We start from the raw sequence: 18,347 nt of genomic DNA, 5'->3' as shown, positions 1-18,347 counted from the left end.
GCCATGAAAAGAAAACAGTATATGATATACGATAAGATAATCAAAAGACTGCTCTTGGCAGCGGTGATTTTGATGACGACTGCTTGTCAGAAGTATTTAACAGTAGAGCCGATCGACCGTTTGACTGGGAATAACTTCTACCAGTCGAAAGAAGACGTGGAAGCGAATATGGGCTTTATGTATGCTAAATTTTTTGAAAAAATAAGAGAAAGCTGGGTAATGGGGGCTACGGGAGAAGCGCGATCGGGTGAAATCCGGGCAACTGTTAATGCGGGAGATTCCAGGACGCGTCCGCTTGACCCAGCGGAGCGCACGGTTGTGGAAATATTGGGGGCCAATGCGCTACCTATAGCAATTAGCCTTACCACATTTACTGATTATAAACTTGTCGAAATCACCAAATGGCAAGGCTATTATCAGGTGATCCAAAGTGCCAATATCTTGCTGTCCAAGTTGGATGAAGGTATTCCGGGTGTAGAGGGTGCCGATCTGGCACGTTATACCGCGGAAGCAAAATTTATCCGCGCGTTCACCTATTTTTGGATGGTCCGTCTATATGGTGATGTGGTGTACTACACCGATCCATATTTTTCAAATTCCTTACCGCGTGAACCGATGGTATCGGTACTCGATAAGTGTATTGCCGATTTGGAACCCCATAAAGATCAGATGCCCTGGACATTTAGTGATCCTGCCGAGAGAGGCGCTCGTCCGGGACGAGGCGCCATTATTGCGCTGCTGATGCACATGCATGCATGGAATGCCTCATTTGATCGTGCCAATAGCCAGACGCATTACACCAAAGTGGCTGCATTAGGCAAAGAGTTGATCGACAGCAAGGCACATCGTTTATATAGCCTTACGGCACAAAATTGGGCCGAAGTATCCAAGGGGAGAACAGAGGAATCGTTGTTTGAGTTCTACCGCAGCATAAACTATGGGGACGACCAGTGGCTTTCGGAAGATTGGGACAATTTTAATGTCAGAAACCATTATCAATTCTGGAGCCACTTTTTAAGATGGCCATACCTGTTCCCTCGACACGATAAATCCATAAGTGCGGCTTACTTTGTTTCCGAGTATATGAACAGCATCTATCCAGAAGGCGAAGCCGATCTACGTCGCGACATGTGGTTTGACGATATTGCCTCAGATAACGGCCAATTTGCGCTCAAAAAATTTGGGTATAATGTGTTTACGTCGGGCAATGAACAAGGATACCCCGCGAACTCGATTATTATCTTTCGATATTCGGATGCCATCTTGTTGCAGGCAGAGGCACTTGCCGAGCTCAATCGCGACGGTGAAGCGACGGCAGCAGTGAATCTGGTTCGGAGTAGAGCGGAAGCATCGCCATACTCAGGGGGTGGCGGCAATGACCTGAAAGATTTTATTTATATGGAACGGTGCCGGGAACTGATCGGTGAAGCACACCGCTATTTTGACCTGATCCGTACGCGACGGATCCTCAATGCGACATGGACCATGGCTCCGATGAATTTGGACCAGTATAACCGAGGAGCATGGACATGGCCTTTGCATCAAGATGCGAGAAGATATAATCCGCATATCGTGTTAAATGAATATTGGACAACAACAGGTAGATAATAATGAACGTTATGATGAAATCAATAATAAAACAGGCTACCTTAATCTTCGTCTTGACAACACTTCTGTATGCTTGTAAGGAGGACGAATATTATACAGATGGTGGACGTGCGGAGGCTGTCTTCGACGGTACGATAATGGATTATCTGGATTCAAAACCCCCTGAATTTGATACCATCGCACAGATTGTGCGTCTGGCAGGCTTGGAAGATAAATTCACGAATGATGAGTTTACATTTTTCGCGCCCCGGGACGAGGATATAAAGCATTTGATCGGTTCTTTCACGGCGGGGGGACTAAATGCCCAGCTTTATGCCCTTGGTTTGGATACCATTAAAGTATTGAGCGATGTGGACCCTGTTATCTGGAATTTTTACCTGCATCGGCACATATTCAACGGTAAGAATAAACTAGCAGACTATCCACAGGTAGATTATGACCTAATGAATGTATATGGTGGTCAGTACTACCAATCTCAGGGCGATGCCGTTTGCAATATAGGAGTCGTATTTAACGATGCTAAAAGCTCTGATGGTAAATCGGTGTTACGGTATATGGGATATCGACAATTACATATCTCCTACATCAGCGATCTATCTAATCCTGATGTGTTCGGTAGGGTTGCCATAGCGTCGTCTGATATACAGCCCTCTAATGGGGTAGTACATGTATTAGACTATACGGTGGCCCAATTTGGTCACAGCAATTCACATGTGATGGCAGATATTATACAAAGCAAGCGATAACGAAATACAGATGCCAGCAAAACGGATCATAAAAAATCTATTATAGCATTATTTATATGAAAAATGGAATTATAAAATATATTGTAGTGACACTTTCCCTGTCATTATTGACCACGGGCTGCAGAAAGGAAGCAACATTTTTCTCCGAACCATACGGGCCCGGAAAAGAAACGTTGGGTGTGGTTTTTGATCGCTCCTTAGTGCCCTCGCCTGCTAGCGGAGGTGTGGGTACGATCGTCAAACTCAAGGTATCGGGGCTTTCCGAGTACCGGGAAAAAGCAATTGTTAAGTTCAGCGGGCAAGCTGCGGAAATTGTGAGCCTGGACGGAGAAGAGCTTCAAGTGAAGGTACCTTTATATGCAAGTACCGGTATTATGTCGATTACCATTGACGATGTTATCATTTTCGGGCCTGAGTTTGAGGTAGACGGTAGAATTAAAATTGACCCGACCTGGGAAGCCAGACAAGGTACAAACAATTCGGTGAACGATAGGTTCGTCACACAGGATGGAAAGGTGATTTATATCGGCAATTTTACAGACTACGATCGCAGAGGTTTAGTAAGACCGATCAATCGATTGGTACGGACATATTCGAACGGCACCTATGATGTGAGTTGGCGGACCGGCCTTGGTGCAAATGGTGCATTAGTTACCATCACGCAGATTGGCGATCGCTATTACATTGGAGGATCATTCTCTGGTTACGATATGAAGCGTGAGAACATATCGAATTTGACCAGTTTGCATCTTACTGGAGGGCTAGATTCCGTTGGCATCAAGCCTTATAGGAGGCCCGACCAGTCTGACACCACAAAATATGTCCCCAGGTTTAACGGTGGGTTTAATGCTGCAGTGCTTCGCCTCTATCCGCAGGACAACAAACTTATCGCCACGGGGCATTTCAGGTATTATGTGAGCCGCCAATATGACAAACCGAACGCGAGGGAAACGCGGGATACGACGATTTTGGACAGCATCGAAATAAGGCAAATTGCCCGGTTAAATCTAGATGGTTCCTTAGACAAAACCTTCCGCTTTAATGGTGATACTCCTTTTCAAGGTGCAAACGGGGACGTAAGCACAATAACGCATGAATCAGGTCCACATCAAGGCAAAATTTTAGTTTTTGGCCAGTTCACGCGTTTTGATGACAAAACAGTAGGCTATATTACCCGCTTGAACCTCGACGGTACCATCGACAACACCTTCAACGCACAAGGAGTAGGTGCCGATTACGTCGTAACGAATGTAACCTACAATGCTGAAACGAACAAATACATCGCTTTAGGGCAATTTACAACGTATAATGGGCGGCCGGCGCGACACATGGCTTTGCTGAACGCCGATGGTACATTGGATGAAAGCTTTCAGGCTAAGATATTCCTAGGGGGATTTCCGAGTTACGCCAAGCAATTGAACGATGGACTAATTATGGTATCCGGAAGGTTCCTAACATACGGTGGTGTAACCCGAAACGGCTTTATGATGATTAATCCCGACGGTAACCTAGCCGAAACTACCTTAAATGCTACAGGACAGTTTTTAGGCTCGGTATACCAAGCTTATGAAACTACTTCCGAAGATGGAAAGCGCGCATTGCTTTTGATGGGTGAATTCTGGAAATTTGATAACAAAGACGTTTCCAATATAATTAGAGTGACTATAGAATAAAAAGATTATGAAAATGGAAAAGCTACAGAGAAATATTAAACTGCTACTAATAGCCTTCGCAACCTTCGGTCTTTTAGGTCAATGTAAAGAGGAGTTTAGCAAGAAAATACCCCCACAAGACGAGGAAGAGGACGTGGATGTGGTATATGGAGCGCGAAAGGTGCTATTACTAATTGTAGACGGCGCACGCGGGCAATCAGTAAGGGATGCCAAATCCCCTACCCTAACCAAATTGCTACCAAGTTCCATCCATACCTGGGTAGGATTGAGCGAGGAAAATGCACAGGGTATCGCTGCGAACTGGACCGATATCTTTACGGGTGTAAATTATTTAAAGCACGGAGTTGTGGACAACAACTTTTCGACCAATAAACTGGATATCTACCCTTCCATTTTCAGCCGAATAACGGATTTTGATGCCGAAGCCAAGATAGAGATAATTAGTCCGAATCAGCAATTTCTAGACAATTACGGAACAGACGCCGAAGTGAAACTTGCATCTGGTGACGATGATGTTAAAAACAAAGTAATAGCCAGTCTAGGGGTGGAAGATCGTTCTTTAATTACCGCTCACTTTGAAGACATACAGAAAGCAGGTATAAACAGCGGATTCGACCTGTCGTACAACGCGTACAGGGAGGCTATCAACAGCTTTGACAGCAAGGTGGATGAGATCTTAAAAGCACTAGAGCAACGGGAGCATTATGCGCGTGAAGACTGGTTAGTCGTTATCACTTCCAGCCAGGGAGGGCATTTCGATATCCCGGCGGGAGAAAATGACAACACCGTGTTTAGCAACCCATCGTTGAACACCTTTACGGTTTTATACTCTCCGAAATACAGTTCTAAATTCATCGGAAAGCCTTATATCGGTAATAAGCTTTCGGGTGAGTTTATGCGTTTTAATGACGTTAAATATGCAGAACTGCAAGCCCAAAATGATCTTTTCGATCTCGGCCTAACAGATTTCACGATAGAAATCAAAATCAAGAAAAACAGGGGGTCGAATAACAACTATCGATTCAGCCATCCTTCGATAATCGGAAAACGAGAGACCTGGCAAGGAGGTTGGGATAGGGAACTGATGAACGGCTGGGTAATCCACCTTTCGGATAATTTCTGGGTATTCAACGCCCGCGGTAACACGGGGTATGGGGAAGTCAAAGCGGATCAGAATCAACGCTTGAATGACGCAACCTGGAACACCATTACTGTAGTAGGTCTACGCAGAGAAACTTCGCGATTTGTACGTTTATATACCAATGGTCAATTCAATCGGGAGGCAGATATTACCGGTTGGGGAAATTTAAATTCGAACTCGCCGTTACGGATTGGTTTTTTGCCTACCCGCGAAAGCTGGCGTTCGGATGCTTACCTGGCCGATGTAAAGATCTGGAATACGGCGATGCCAGAAGATATGGTGCAGCAGTTTAGTTGTGATATAGGTGTAGATCCAAACCACCCCTATTACGCTAATCTAGTGGGATACTGGCCGATCATGGGCGGTAGTGTGGATGGAATGCTTCTTGATGAGGGACCATTTGAAGCTAATTTAAAACTGGGTGACCCAAACTACCCGAGTACGCAGCTTAATGATTTTATTTGCGCGCCTTCTGCAACCGAACTGGGCCAAATGGTACCGCGGACGTACGATGTATCAGCGCAGATCATCAGTTGGCTAAAGATTCCCCGTCAATTAAATTGGCAGATGGATGGTCGGGTATGGTTGGACAAATAATTTTATACGATGATGAAAATATTTAAAATATTCGCACTGACAGTAACCGTAGCCTATACCTTCGTCGCTTGCCAAGACGCAAATCTCGAAGATTTTGATCTACAAGGTGGAAAAGGTGTATTGGTAGCAGCTAGCACCAGCATTGGTACTATCGGAAAAACAAATGAAACACTCACTATTCCCGTGAATCTCAAATTGAGTGGAGCTGCTTCGAAAGCTTTTGAGGTGAGCTTACAAGTCAATCAGGATACTGTAGCGAAGCAGATACTAGAGGGCAAATTAACCGATGTAACTGCTATATCTTCAGGCGCCATACTGATCGACAATGTTGCCAAGGTGAATTATGGATCAGACCTAGCGCAGTTTCAAATAACGGTAGCCAGAACCGAAGTGGAGAAATATTTCGGTAAAAAAATAGCTATTGGCTATACTATTGATAATGTTGGAAAGGATAATAGCGTCGATCAAATGCAAAACACGGGCATCATCGTAATCAATACTTCAGAACTGTTGACAGCAGATGATATTCACTATATCTCGTTGCAGACGGGTGGCAATACGATTGAGGCGAAAGACCGACAAAATTATTCAAGCAGTTCGGGGGGTATATCTATTCCGCTAGTGGCGAGTTTAGCGAGTTTTCCGGGAAGCGCATTTTCAGTGGGCATAGCCGTTGATTCGGATACTATTCAAGCTCTAATACAGGACGGCACTTTACCTTCAAATGCCATGGCCTTACAAGAAGGCGAATTCACGATCACAGACAAGGTCACCTTTCCCAGCAACGCAAGCGAAGCTACATTTGCACTTGACGTACCTTGGACAGTTATCAATAATAATTTGGGAAAACAGCTCGCTATTGTGGTACGTTTGGAAGCCCCTAGCCTGCATATCCTGAATACAGAAAAAAGCTTCACTACGATTTTGATCGACTGTAACAATGTGCTCGAAGAAGATGTGACACATTTGGGCGTATTCTCGGTTAATAGAGATAACGGCGGAGGACCTAGTGCTAACGAAGGATCATTAAAGATGGTGGACAATAATATTAACAATAAATTCCTACAGGCCGACTTTATTGGAGATTTGGTGTGCACATTGGTATTCACTGAGCCACAAAAGATCGGTGCATACACGTTGACATCGGCCGACGACGCCGATGCACGGGATCCGAAGGAATGGAATCTACAAGGCTCTAACGACGGAGTGAACTGGACAACAGTGGACAGCAGGAGCGACGAATTATTCAATGGAAGAAAATTGACACGTAGATTTAATGTGTCCTATCCGACGTTTTATACACACTACAGATTAAATATCACAGCTATAAAGGGCGGCACAAATCTATTCCAGCTTGCTGAATGGCGCATGATTAAAGTTCGTTAATCTTCAACTTTAAATGTAATGACTATGACTAGAAAATATTTGTATGTGATGCTGTCCTTAGTGATTGGCTTCACTTCCTGTTCGAAAGAGGAAAGCTTGATCGTCGACGAGGAAGGACTGCTTCCGAAACCAACATCGTCCTTTACGTATACTATCCCCGACCCCAAAGATCCGTTTACCGTCAAGTTCACTAATAGTTCTACAAATTTTGTGGATAGCAGATGGTCTTTTGCTGATGATAGCACCTCCTCAGAAACATCGCCGGCACATACCTTTCTAAATACGGGAATTTACAATGTTAAGCTAGTGTCCCTTAATGAAGAGGGTTATTGGGCGCAGCGGGAGGAAACGGTCAGTATATTACCGATGGACCTCGTCGAATTAATTGCTACGCCATCCGGAGGAAGCCTCCGGATGTCATACGAGTCAGACATGACCATAGGCAAAACGACTTGGTTTACCAAGCGTGGCAGCGCAGACTATCAACAAGAATCGGATGCCTCGGATATGGTGCTGAATATCCCTGCGGGGGAATTTGTGAATGCCTATGTTGAATTGCTAACACCAAAAGGTTCGAAAACACGACTCGACATGCTGTTAATGGCGTCGGGGATTGTGAAAGATTTAACAATCGTTGAAAACGATTTTTCGGTGTCGCATGAAAACGACGGAGGTAAAGAAGCTGATGAAGGGTCGCTGAAACTGATTGATAACAATATTAACAGCAAGTTTTTGCTTTTCAGGATAGACCAGATCGGCGGGCCATTCCATTGGCAATTTGAGTACTTTCAACGTCAAGTTATCAATGCATATACCATGACTACCGGTAACGATGCCTTGGGACGCGATCCAAAAAACTGGGATATGTTAGCCTCGAATGATGGCGAAAATTGGGTAACGCTAGACAGTAAAAATGATTATATTTTCCCAACTACGGGGGGACCAGATAATAATGGACGCAAAGCAACCTATACTTTTACATTCGACAATGCGACACCATACCACTATTATCGTCTTCAGGTAAGAGCTGTAGGTTCAGGCACGCTATTTCAGATGGGAGAATTCAGAATGCTACAGTTGCCCCTGTAGGACAGACGGAATTAATTAAAAGATAGCTTCATCTAAAAAGCTTTCAAAGACTTAAAACGCAGATTGTTAAGTTATTTCATAACTTAACAATCTGCGTTTTTTAATATAAATAACAGTATGCTTTTCTCTATCCTCCATCTCTTCTTTCGTTATTGGAAGCTCTCCCTCTCTCTCTTCCCCATGCCAGGTGAGATTATAGTTTCTATCCTCACTTATGCGGATAGTTGGTGGTCGTTGGTAATCAGCTAGCGCTAATATTTCGGAAGATGCTGTTGATAAGCGATATTCTCCTCTGTATGGATTTTAAACAAAAAGAGAAGTTGTCTGTAAAAGAATGACGTAATTTTAGTATCATTAACTCTTTAGGAAACTCCTATAACGTTACTTATTTTTTTGAGATAATCCACAAAAATTAAAAAGTTTTTTTGGCATATATTAGTCATTTTTTCAGTGCAAAAATCCTACTGCAAAATAACGTTTTTAAAGTTATCCACATAACTTAAAACCTGTAAAACAAATCATTATACAAAAACCACCTCCACCAAGTGCATTTCTGCTGAAGTTTTAAAATTAATGTGGAAAAGTATAACTACCGCTCGCGTATAAAATATATGATATTTGTTTAGCGAGAGATTTTGACAATCTCGAAAAATCATAATTCATTAAACGTGGTATCAGCGGATTAACTTCTTCTGTTACTTTTAAACTTAACTATAACATGGCAAGAATCATTAAATTCGAAAAAAATGACTGTGCTCCATGCGCACAAGTATCGGCTTACCTTGACAACAAAGGTATCTCTTACGAAACGGTTAATCCTTTCGATGAACCTGAATTGGCGGTTAAGTTCAAAGTAAGAACCGTACCTACGGTAATTGTGCTAGAAGAAGACGAAATAAAACACCGTATTATAGGATTCAGACCAGAAGAATTAGAAGCAGCTATTGCTCACTAAGAAACTCGTATTATTTAAAGCATGACTAACATGACACATTTATATTACGATAGCAAAACGGGCAATGTACAGCGCTTTATAGATAAAGTAACTCAGATCACAGGCTGGACGGCACACCGCATCCACAAGGATATGGTGGCTGACAAACCGGGACACCTCGTTACTTTTACGACTAATTTTGGCAAAGTGCCCTCGTTAACTGAGGAATTTTTACAGACACAGCACAGCAACTTTTTTTCGGTGACTTCAAGCGGCAATCGCAATTGGGGAAGAAATTTTGGCGCAGCAGCAGATAAAATTGCAGAACAATACGACATCCCAATGGCCTTCAAATTTGAGCTATCGGGAACAATGGAGGATATTAATCAATTTATAGACATCATAAAAAATCAATACTATGATAGCAAACGAGGTAGCAAAAAACTGGATATTGCTTAATAACGAAATCATGATTAAACATGATGACGAGTTCAGCCTTCACAAAGATAAAGAGGCTGTTCGCGCCTATTTCCTAGAATATGTCAATAAGAATACGGTATTCTTTTACAATCTAAAGGAAAAAATTGATTATCTGGTAGAAAACAATTATTACATTGACTTCTATCAATGGTTTACGTTTGAACAAATGGAAGAAGTATACAATTTTGTATATGCTAAAAAGTTTCGTTTTCAATCTTTTATGGCAGCTTTCAAGTTTTTCCAAAGCTATGCACTACGCGACGACTCCGGAGAGAAATTCTTAGAGCGTTATGAAGACCGTGTCGTAGCAGTATCTTTATTTTTAGCACGGGAAGAAGGGGTTGAAAAGGCCATCCAATACGCCGAAATAATGATCAATCAAGAATATCAACCTGCTACCCCGACATTCTTGAACGCTGGAAAAAAACGTTCTGGAGAACTTGTTTCCTGTTTTCTGGATGAAATAGGTGACAATCTAAACGGTATTGGCTACGCAGTAGATTCAGCAATGAAATTATCATCAATAGGTGGAGGAGTTTCATTTAATATCTCAAAAATCCGCGGACGTGGTGAAGCTATTAAAGGCGTAGACGGACGTGCGGGCGGTGTTTTACCCATCATGAAGATTATGGAAGATACATTTTCCTATGCCAACCAATTAGGGCAACGTCCTGGTGCTGGAGCGGTATATTTAAATATCTTCCATTCTGATATAGAAGAATTCCTGGATTGCAAAAAAATTAATGTTGATGAGAAAGTTCGTATTAAATCGTTATCCATCGGCATTATTATTCCTGATAAATTCATGGAATTGGCCGAGAAAGACGAAGCCTGCTACTTAATCTATCCACATACCGTAATGCAAGAGTATGGTAAGCCCCTTGACGAAATGGATATGGATGAGATGTACGATGAATTGATCACCAATCCAAACGTTAAGAAGAAAAAAATCAATGCCCGCCACATGTTGGTGAAGATAGCGCAAACACAAAAAGAATCTGGCTATCCATATATTTTCTTCAAGGAAAATGCAAACCGTGCACATGCTTTGAATGGAATAGGAAAAGTGAAATTCTCTAACTTATGTACAGAAATTATGCAGGTTTCGGAAGTTTCTGATATCGAAATTTATGGTAGAGAAGACACAATCCGCTATGGCATTTCATGTAACCTCGGTTCACTGAACATTGCAACTGTAATGGAGAATAAGCGTATCAAAGAGACCGTAAAAACCGCGATGCGGTCCCTAACTGTAGTATCCGACGTGACAAATATCGAGATGGTGCCTTCTATTGCGAAAGCAAACCGCGAATTACACTCTGTAGGTTTGGGTGCTATGAATTTACATGGGTTCTTGGCAAAAAGCTTCATCATGTATGAATCTACAGAAGCACTGGATTTCGCCAATACATTTTTCATGATGATGAACTACTATTCATTAGAGGCGTCGATGGAGATTGCAAAAGAGCGCAACAAAACATTTACAGGTTTCGAAAAATCAGGTTATGCCGATGGCTCATATTTTGACATGTATGTGAACCGCGAGTATACACCAAAAACAGACAAGGTAAAAGAACTATTTGAAGGAGTACACATTCCTACTGTAGCTGATTGGACGAACTTGAAAGGACAAGTACAGGAGCACGGAGTGTATCATGCTTACCGCTTAGCAATCGCTCCTAATCAATCTACATCATACATTATGAATGCAACCGCGTCGGTAATGCCTGTGGTAGATATCATCGAGGTGCGTGAATATGGAGATAGCACAACGTATTATCCTATGCCTTATTTGACGAACGACAATTATTTCTACTTCAAATCAGCATACGATATGGATCAGTTCAAAGTATTGAAACTGGTTTCCGTAATTCAACGGCATATCGATCAAGGTGTTTCGACGATTCTTCATACCAATTCAAAAGATAGTACGCGCGACTTGTCTAAATACTATATCTATGCACACAAAATGGGCTTAAAATCCTTGTACTACACCCGCACACGTAAGTCAAGCATTGACGAGTGTGTATCGTGTTCGGCATAAAAATACATTAACCACTACACAAAACACAGGAGCAGAAATAGAACGGTTTAATACCGATCTATTTCTGCTTCTTTAACAAATAGAATACGTGATGAGTAAACAATTTACAGCGGTAAACTGGAATACCCCGGACAATGATTATGCATTAATGTTTTGGGAACAAAATATCAGACAATTCTGGATTGATACAGAATACATTCCTTCTAAAGACATCGATAGCTGGAAAGGCTTAAGCTGGGATATGAAAGAATGCTATAAAAAAGCTTTGGGAGGCTTGACCCTATTGGATACATTGCAAAGCCATACAGGTATGCCCAAAATTATCGATCATATCGATTCATTGCAAAACAAAGCCGTACTGTCATATATGTGTATGATGGAAGCTATTCATGCTAAATCATACTCTACTATTTTTACCACAGTATCGACAACAAACGAGATCAATGATGTATTTGGCTGGGTGTCGGAAAATAAATTCTTGCAATATAAAGCCGGAACCATCGATAAGTATTACCGCGCCATTGATAAAGAAAATGTTTCTGATGAAGAACTATTCATGGCATTGGCTGCCTCCGTATTATTGGAGTCGTTCTTATTCTATTCTGGTTTCTTCCTCCCGTTGTGGTTGTGCGGACAGGGACAGATGGTGGCCTCCGCAGATATTATCAAAAAGATCGTTGCGGATGAATCTATACACGGTGTATTCGTAGGTTTGATTGCGCAAGAAGTATATGCCAAGCTTTCCAATAAAAGCCAAGTCAAAGAAAAATTCCTAGCCTTACTAAATGACTTATACGAAAACGAAATCAAATATACCGAAGAGTTGTATACTGTTGTGGGCCTCACTGCGGAAGTAAAGGAATATGTACGTTATAACGGGAACAAAGCCTTGATGAATTTAGGATTTGATCCAATTTTTGAAGTAAAACAGGTAAATCCAATCGTATTAAACGGGCTGAATACCGAAACTACACAACACGATTTCTTCTCTAAGAAATCAACAAACTACGAAAAATCAATGGAGATTGTCCATCTAATGGATGATGATTTTAAAATGGATGCCACGGTAGAAGTATAAGAAATGAGAAAAGGGAACTTACAATAGCTTCCCTTTTCTCATTTCTTATATCCTAATACAGATAATCCTCCTTCATCATTTGCAAATAACAGCTCGTTGACTTCTTGCAAACTACCTACGATACGGTCAGCTTTAGACAACTTTTCAATTTCCGATCCATATTTCGTCACCGCTACACAAGTCAGCCCTGCTCCTTTTGCTGCCGCGCAACCTGTCGACGTATCTTCTATTGCCATAATATTTTCCTTAGGGAGACCCAAAGTCTCCGTAGCCAGGAGATACGGTTCTGGATTCGGCTTCGCATATACGACCTTCTCTCTCGTAATAAAAAACTCGAAATGCTCCAATAATCCGTGCTGACCCAAAACGGTATCTACTGTCGTTTGATAGCTTGAAGTAACTAATGCTAATCTTTTATTTTCAGTTGTTAATTTTTCTAGAATCTCTTTAGCATAAGGCATAAGTCGAATAGTAGTCATATCCGACTTAGCATAATTAGCACGGGTTTCTTTCCACATAAACTCTTCCGTCGTTTCTATTCCATAACTGTCCATCAGCATGCTTACATTTCGCACTAAAGTATGTCCTGCAAAATACTGTATCCAATCTTCAAAAGTAATCCGAAGTCCGAATTCCTTCGCCAATATCGGAGACCAATTGCTATAATAAAAGTACTCAGAATCAATTAATGTTCCATCTAAATCAAATAATACAGCGTCTAATTGTTCTAATTGTGCTATCATATAATCTTTTCTTTTTATTCAAACTTAGATAAAATGCTTTGCAATCACGAAAGCAAATAGAAAAACATTATTCGTATTTTTTTTGCATTTACATACAACTATAATTACGTAGAATAAAAATGCAAATTATTCATTCGCGTTTGTTCATATTGTAGGAATGAACACCGCGCGGTTATCGATTTACCTACGGCAAGCTAGCAAGTTCGGTTTTCCTCAGCCTTTGATAATGTATTTATAGTGGAAAAATTGGAAGTATGTCGGAACAATTTTGTCCAAGCACCATTAGTTTTATTTTACTTATTTTTGTTTCAAAGCATACATGTCACAACGAACAATAAAAATAAGCAGATGAAGGTAATAGCCGTAGGTAGAAATTATATAGATCATGCGAAAGAATTAAATAATCCGATTCCCGAAAACCCGGTAATTTTTATGAAACCGGATACCGCTATCTTAAAAGACAATAAAGACTTTTATTATCCAGAATTTTCTAAGGATATACACTATGAAGTTGAAGTGGTGATTCGTATATGTCAGGAAGGAAAGCATGTTTCTCAAAAATTTGCCCATAAATATTATGACGCATTAGGTTTAGGAATCGACTTTACCGCTCGGGATATTCAATCCACACATAAAGAAAAAGCGTTACCATGGGAACTCGCAAAGGCTTTCGATCATTCAGCAGTTATCAGCAATTTGATACCTAAGGAAGAATTTGACAATGTGAACAACCTCAATTTTTCGCTGTCAAAAAATGGAAAAACTGTTCAAAACGGCAACACGGGAGATGTTATGTTTGATTTTGATAGTCTCATTGTGTTTATCTCGAAATACATCACGTTGCGCAAGGGCGATTTGATCTATACAGGTACGCCTTCCGGAGTCGGCCCCGTAGAAATTGGGGACAAGTTGGAAGGGTTTTTGGAAGATAGTTCCATGTTCACCTGCAATATAAAATAGTATGCATAAATTTATATTAGCCATAGGCTGTGGAATGCTTTATTTATCCGCAGTCGCACAGAACAACGATATAATCACTTCGCGGAGCTACCCTCAAGGATATTTTCGTAATCCATTGAATATTAACCCCGACGCTTCGGGTACATTTGGAGAATTACGTTCGACGCACTTTCATGCAGGTGACGACTACCGCACGCAACAGAAAATTGGTCTTCCATTACATGCGGCAGCAGAAGGTTATGTTTCGCGTGTCCGCGTACAAATCGGAGGTGGGGGTAATTCGATTTATATTGACCACCCTAATGGGTATACATCTGTTTATCTCCATATGGACAGCTTTAACGACATTCTCACAAATATTGTCCGCGCAGAACAATATAAGCAAAAGCGATTTGATGTAGACATCGCGCTCGAACCCCGCCAAGTGAACCTAACTAAAGGGCAGCGCATAGGAAACGCCGGAAATACCGGAGGCTCAGCTGGCCCACATTTACATTTCGAAATTCGAGATACTAAAAGTCAGCATCCTTTTAACCCCCAATTATTCGGCTTACATTTTACTGACCGATTTAATCCTACAATTAACGGTGTTACTATTTACGATCTTAATGATGGGATTTTCAATGAGCATACACCTCGACGGCATCAACAGGTAAAAGCGACCACCTCAGGCCGGTATACACTAGCCTCGCCTGCAGTCATTCCAGTAAATGGTAAATTCGGTTTAGGAATCAATACCATTGACAGACATCGCGCAGGCGGATTTCAAAACGGAGTGTATTCGATTGAACTATTTATGGACGCGAAACCTATTTCGACAGTTCTCTTTGAAGAATTGGATTTCAGTACATCAAGGGGCATTCATTCTTATTTCGATTACCCATATTGGAAAATAACAAAGGCCAAAGTACAAAAAAGCTTTAAAGATCCTGGCAATCCCATTGATATTTTTACGCTATTAGAAAATAGCGGAATTATCGAATTGAAGGATGATCTCGTCCATGACCTTAAATACGTGGTGAAAGATGTACATGGAAATTGCAGCGAATTAAATTTTAAAGTACAAAATAAAGCGACTTATAATCCAAAGGTAAATACACCGTCGGGCGTGCAACGATTTGCTTATAATAAAGATAACAAATTCGAGGCGCCCAATGTTAAAATAGACATGCCTATAGGTGTGTTATATGACCATCTCGATTTTCAATACCATGAAGGTCCTCAGGTGGCTACAGGATATTCTTTGTTACAAAAAGTACATAATAACTTAATTCCGCTATTTACAACGTATAAATTGAGCATTAAGCCAAATAACCTTCCAGTACATTTACAGAACAAGGCTATAATTGCTTCCGTCGAAGCTGGCTCTGAGGGGGGTAGATTTGAAAATGGCTGGGTGACTGTAAATACACGTAATTTTGGAAATTTTTATGTTGCCGTAGACACGATCGCTCCTTCAATTACACCTCGCAACCTCAGTAATGGCAAAAATGTAGCTGCACAAACTAAGATAGACTTTACGATAATGGATAATTTCTCTGGAATCCAATCTTTTGACGGTTATATTAATGGCGAATGGGTATTAATGGAATACGATTCCAAAAACAGACATCTTTGGCATCGCTTTGATTCCTCGCTACCCAAAGGAACCCATACATTTAAACTTGTTGTAACAGACTGGAAAGACAATGAAAAAGTTTATGAGGCAAAATTCACGAAATAGCACAAAGATTAATGGAGCTAAGAACAGGGATCTTCGATCCATTATCTTAAATCTTAAACGAATCAAAATCAAAGACGATCGCTATTTTTCTCTTTTATCTTAATCAATAAACGACATGGCAACACTACAAATAGGAGATAAAGCTCCTGAGATCACCGCGAAAAATCAAAAAGGTGAAACGGTAAAACTTTCAGATTTCAAAGGCAAGAAAGTCATTTTATATTTTTATCCGAAAGATAATACACCGGGATGTACGACCGAAGCATGCAATTACCGCGACAATTATCAAAGTCTGATTAACGATGGGATCGAAGTAATAGGTGTCAGTATCGACAGTGAACAATCACATCAAAAATTCATTGCTAAATTTGATTTACCTTTTACGCTATTAGCTGATGAAGATCAAAAAATTGTTAACGATTATGGTGTTTGGATTGAAAAAAACATGTATGGCAAAAAATATATGGGAACAGCCCGTACAACTTTTATCATTAACGAAAACGGAATTATCCAGCACATTATAAAAAAAGTAGACAATAAAAATGCGACACAGCAAGTTCGGGATTTGTTATCCCGTCCTTAATCTTTGTTCTTTTATCTTTGTTCTTTTAGTTATATTTGCCCCTTATGAGCAAGCAGACAGACGACTTTTTCAAAAATATTATTTCTCACGCTAAGGAATACGGATTCGTATTTCCTTCAAGTGAAATTTATGACGGTCTAAGTGCCGTTTATGATTATGGTCAATTAGGTTCGGAATTAAAAAATAACCTAAAGACGTATTGGTGGAAATCCATGGTGCAATTGAATGAAAACATTGTAGGTATTGACGCCGCAATTTTCATGCACCCTACCACTTGGAAAGCTTCCGGTCACGTGGATGGATTCAACGATCCGATGATCGATAATAAAGATTCTAAAAAACGTTACCGCGCCGATCAGCTGATCGAAGATAAAATCGATCGGTATGAAAAAGACGGCAAAACAGATAAAGCAGCACAATTGCAAAAGGATCTAGATGACGCATTGAATGCAGATGATCTCGTTCGCTTGAAAGCTATTATCGAAGAACACAATATCGTTTGCCCTATTTCAGGAACTAAAAACTGGACTGATGTTCGTCAATTCAATTTAATGTTTGCTACGCAGATGGGTGCCATGGCTGATGGTGCAGAACAAGTATATCTTCGCCCGGAAACTGCTCAAGGTATTTTTGTAAACTTTCTGAATGTACAAAAGACCGGAAGAATGAAAATTCCTTTTGGTATCGCACAGATTGGTAAAGCTTTCCGAAATGAAGTAATTGCCCGACAATTTATTATGCGGATGCGCGAATTCGAACAAATGGAAATGCAATTTTTTGTACGCCCGGGTTCGGAATTGGAATGGTATGAAAAATGGAAAGACGCACGCTTAAAATGGCATTTGGCGTTAGGTTCTAATCCAACCAAATACCGCTACCACGATCATGTAAAACTTGCACACTATGCAAATGCTGCCGTGGATATAGAATACGAGTTCCCATTTGGGTTCAAAGAGGTTGAAGGTATTCACTCCCGTACTGATTTTGATTTGAAACAACATCAAGAGTTCTCAAAGAAAAAAATGCAGTACTTTGATCCGGAGATTAACCAAAATTACACTCCGTATGTAATTGAAACTTCGATCGGTCTAGATCGTCTTTTTCTGACCGTATTGGCCAATTCGTTAGTGGAAGAAGACCTCTCTACCGAAGAAAAAACAGACTCTCGTACGGTATTGAAATTTCATCCTGCTATCGCTCCGGTAAAAGCCGCCATCTTACCTTTGATGAAGAAAGATGGATTACCAGAAAAAGCCCGCGAGATCATGGCTAAACTGAAGTTAGAGTTCAATATTCAATACGATGAGAAAGATGCTATAGGTAAACGCTACCGTCGTCAAGATGCAATTGGCACCCCTTACTGCATCACGGTAGATCATCAAACATTACAGGATAATACAGTAACTATCCGCCATCGCGATAGCATGCAACAAGAGCGCGTAAATGCGAATGAATTAGAAAAAATAATAGGCGATTTGGTTAGCTGGACCAGTTTACTGAAACAACTGATCTAACACAGATTAGATCCATTAATACAAAAAGGTAGCATCACTATCAGCGAT

15 protein-coding genes are annotated in these 18,347 nt (G+C 40.9%); 14 read left to right on the top strand and 1 reads right to left on the bottom strand.

Features of this window, described 5'->3' with window-relative positions; genetic code table 11:
* Window positions 1–3: 3 nt before the first annotated feature.
* The 10 genes from C4F40_RS12645 (at window position 4) to nrdF (ending at window position 12,776) form a co-directional block, all read left to right on the top strand.
* Entirely contained in the window at window positions 4–1,608 is a 1,605-nt protein-coding gene (locus C4F40_RS12645; RefSeq protein WP_231390048.1) for a RagB/SusD family nutrient uptake outer membrane protein, read from the top strand.
* Between the two features lie 11 nt (window positions 1,609–1,619).
* Window positions 1,620–2,354, top strand: a complete 735-nt coding sequence (locus C4F40_RS12640; RefSeq protein WP_196939750.1) for a fasciclin domain-containing protein — start codon at window positions 1,620–1,622, stop codon at window positions 2,352–2,354.
* A 56-nt stretch (window positions 2,355–2,410) separates the two neighbouring features.
* A complete protein-coding gene (locus C4F40_RS12635; protein WP_196939749.1) occupies window positions 2,411–4,027 on the top strand; it encodes a DUF5008 domain-containing protein in 1,617 nt (538 codons plus the stop codon).
* A 13-nt stretch (window positions 4,028–4,040) separates the two neighbouring features.
* Complete coding sequence (locus tag C4F40_RS12630) at window positions 4,041–5,765, top strand: LamG-like jellyroll fold domain-containing protein (protein ID WP_196939748.1); 1,725 nt, start codon at window positions 4,041–4,043, stop codon at window positions 5,763–5,765.
* Between the two features lie 9 nt (window positions 5,766–5,774).
* The gene (locus C4F40_RS12625; protein WP_196939747.1) at window positions 5,775–7,151 is read left to right on the top strand and encodes a discoidin domain-containing protein; all 1,377 of its coding nucleotides are present in this window, start codon (window positions 5,775–5,777) and stop codon (window positions 7,149–7,151) included.
* A 24-nt stretch (window positions 7,152–7,175) separates the two neighbouring features.
* Window positions 7,176–8,240, top strand: a complete 1,065-nt coding sequence (locus C4F40_RS12620; RefSeq protein ID WP_196939746.1) for a PKD domain-containing protein — start codon at window positions 7,176–7,178, stop codon at window positions 8,238–8,240.
* 718 nt (window positions 8,241–8,958) lie between these two features.
* The gene (locus C4F40_RS12615) at window positions 8,959–9,195 is read left to right on the top strand and encodes a glutaredoxin family protein (protein ID WP_196939745.1); all 237 of its coding nucleotides are present in this window, start codon (window positions 8,959–8,961) and stop codon (window positions 9,193–9,195) included.
* A gap of 30 nt (window positions 9,196–9,225) precedes the next feature.
* The gene (gene nrdI / locus C4F40_RS12610) at window positions 9,226–9,633 is read left to right on the top strand and encodes a class Ib ribonucleoside-diphosphate reductase assembly flavoprotein NrdI (protein WP_196939744.1); all 408 of its coding nucleotides are present in this window, start codon (window positions 9,226–9,228) and stop codon (window positions 9,631–9,633) included.
* Window positions 9,593–11,698 (top strand): class 1b ribonucleoside-diphosphate reductase subunit alpha, encoded by a 2,106-nt coding sequence (gene nrdE / locus C4F40_RS12605; RefSeq protein ID WP_196939743.1) that lies wholly within the window; start codon window positions 9,593–9,595, stop codon window positions 11,696–11,698. Before nrdI ends, nrdE begins: the two co-directional genes overlap by 41 nt.
* Before the next feature lie 91 nt (window positions 11,699–11,789).
* A complete protein-coding gene (gene nrdF, locus C4F40_RS12600; protein ID WP_196939742.1) occupies window positions 11,790–12,776 on the top strand; it encodes a class 1b ribonucleoside-diphosphate reductase subunit beta in 987 nt (328 codons plus the stop codon).
* Window positions 12,777–12,814: 38 nt separating this feature from the next.
* Here the strand turns inward: nrdF and C4F40_RS12595 are convergent, their stop codons facing one another.
* Complete coding sequence (locus C4F40_RS12595; RefSeq protein WP_196939741.1) at window positions 12,815–13,519, bottom strand: HAD family hydrolase; 705 nt, start codon at window positions 13,517–13,519, stop codon at window positions 12,815–12,817.
* Window positions 13,520–13,867: 348 nt separating this feature from the next.
* Between C4F40_RS12595 and C4F40_RS12590 the strand changes: the two genes are divergently transcribed.
* The 4 genes from C4F40_RS12590 (at window position 13,868) to C4F40_RS12575 (ending at window position 18,299) form a co-directional block, all read left to right on the top strand.
* The gene (locus C4F40_RS12590) at window positions 13,868–14,479 is read left to right on the top strand and encodes a fumarylacetoacetate hydrolase family protein (protein WP_196939740.1); all 612 of its coding nucleotides are present in this window, start codon (window positions 13,868–13,870) and stop codon (window positions 14,477–14,479) included.
* Window position 14,480: 1 nt separating this feature from the next.
* Entirely contained in the window at window positions 14,481–16,202 is a 1,722-nt protein-coding gene (locus C4F40_RS12585; RefSeq protein WP_196939739.1) for a M23 family metallopeptidase, read from the top strand.
* A gap of 115 nt (window positions 16,203–16,317) precedes the next feature.
* Window positions 16,318–16,785 carry a thioredoxin-dependent thiol peroxidase gene (gene bcp / locus C4F40_RS12580; protein WP_196939738.1) on the top strand — a complete coding sequence of 156 codons (468 nt, stop codon included), beginning with the start codon at window positions 16,318–16,320 and terminating at the stop codon, window positions 16,783–16,785.
* Between the two features lie 44 nt (window positions 16,786–16,829).
* Entirely contained in the window at window positions 16,830–18,299 is a 1,470-nt protein-coding gene (locus tag C4F40_RS12575) for a glycine--tRNA ligase (protein WP_196939737.1), read from the top strand.
* The last annotated feature ends 48 nt before the right edge of the window (window positions 18,300–18,347 follow it).

Origin of the sequence: Sphingobacterium pedocola (assembly GCF_015209965.1) — a bacterium.
GTDB lineage: Bacteria > Bacteroidota > Bacteroidia > Sphingobacteriales > Sphingobacteriaceae > Sphingobacterium > Sphingobacterium pedocola.
This window is presented reverse-complemented; position numbering and strand designations above follow the sequence as displayed.

Excerpts from the sequence above, each read along its gene's own strand:
- C4F40_RS12645 (WP_231390048.1), top strand. The coding sequence starts at position 4 with ATGAAAAGAAAACAGTATATGATATACGATAAGATAATCAAAAGACTG.
- C4F40_RS12640 (WP_196939750.1), top strand. The coding sequence starts at position 1,620 with ATGATGAAATCAATAATAAAACAGGCTACCTTAATCTTCGTCTTGACA.
- C4F40_RS12635 (WP_196939749.1), top strand. The coding sequence starts at position 2,411 with ATGAAAAATGGAATTATAAAATATATTGTAGTGACACTTTCCCTGTCA.
- C4F40_RS12630 (WP_196939748.1), top strand. The coding sequence starts at position 4,041 with ATGGAAAAGCTACAGAGAAATATTAAACTGCTACTAATAGCCTTCGCA.
- C4F40_RS12625 (WP_196939747.1), top strand. The coding sequence starts at position 5,775 with ATGATGAAAATATTTAAAATATTCGCACTGACAGTAACCGTAGCCTAT.
- C4F40_RS12620 (WP_196939746.1), top strand. The coding sequence starts at position 7,176 with ATGACTAGAAAATATTTGTATGTGATGCTGTCCTTAGTGATTGGCTTC.
- C4F40_RS12615 (WP_196939745.1), top strand. The coding sequence starts at position 8,959 with ATGGCAAGAATCATTAAATTCGAAAAAAATGACTGTGCTCCATGCGCA.
- nrdI (WP_196939744.1), top strand. The coding sequence starts at position 9,226 with ATGACACATTTATATTACGATAGCAAAACGGGCAATGTACAGCGCTTT.
- nrdE (WP_196939743.1), top strand. The coding sequence starts at position 9,593 with ATGATAGCAAACGAGGTAGCAAAAAACTGGATATTGCTTAATAACGAA.
- nrdF (WP_196939742.1), top strand. The coding sequence starts at position 11,790 with ATGAGTAAACAATTTACAGCGGTAAACTGGAATACCCCGGACAATGAT.
- C4F40_RS12595 (WP_196939741.1), bottom strand. The coding sequence starts at position 13,519 with ATGATAGCACAATTAGAACAATTAGACGCTGTATTATTTGATTTAGAT.
- C4F40_RS12590 (WP_196939740.1), top strand. The coding sequence starts at position 13,868 with ATGAAGGTAATAGCCGTAGGTAGAAATTATATAGATCATGCGAAAGAA.
- C4F40_RS12585 (WP_196939739.1), top strand. The coding sequence starts at position 14,481 with ATGCATAAATTTATATTAGCCATAGGCTGTGGAATGCTTTATTTATCC.
- bcp (WP_196939738.1), top strand. The coding sequence starts at position 16,318 with ATGGCAACACTACAAATAGGAGATAAAGCTCCTGAGATCACCGCGAAA.
- C4F40_RS12575 (WP_196939737.1), top strand. The coding sequence starts at position 16,830 with ATGAGCAAGCAGACAGACGACTTTTTCAAAAATATTATTTCTCACGCT.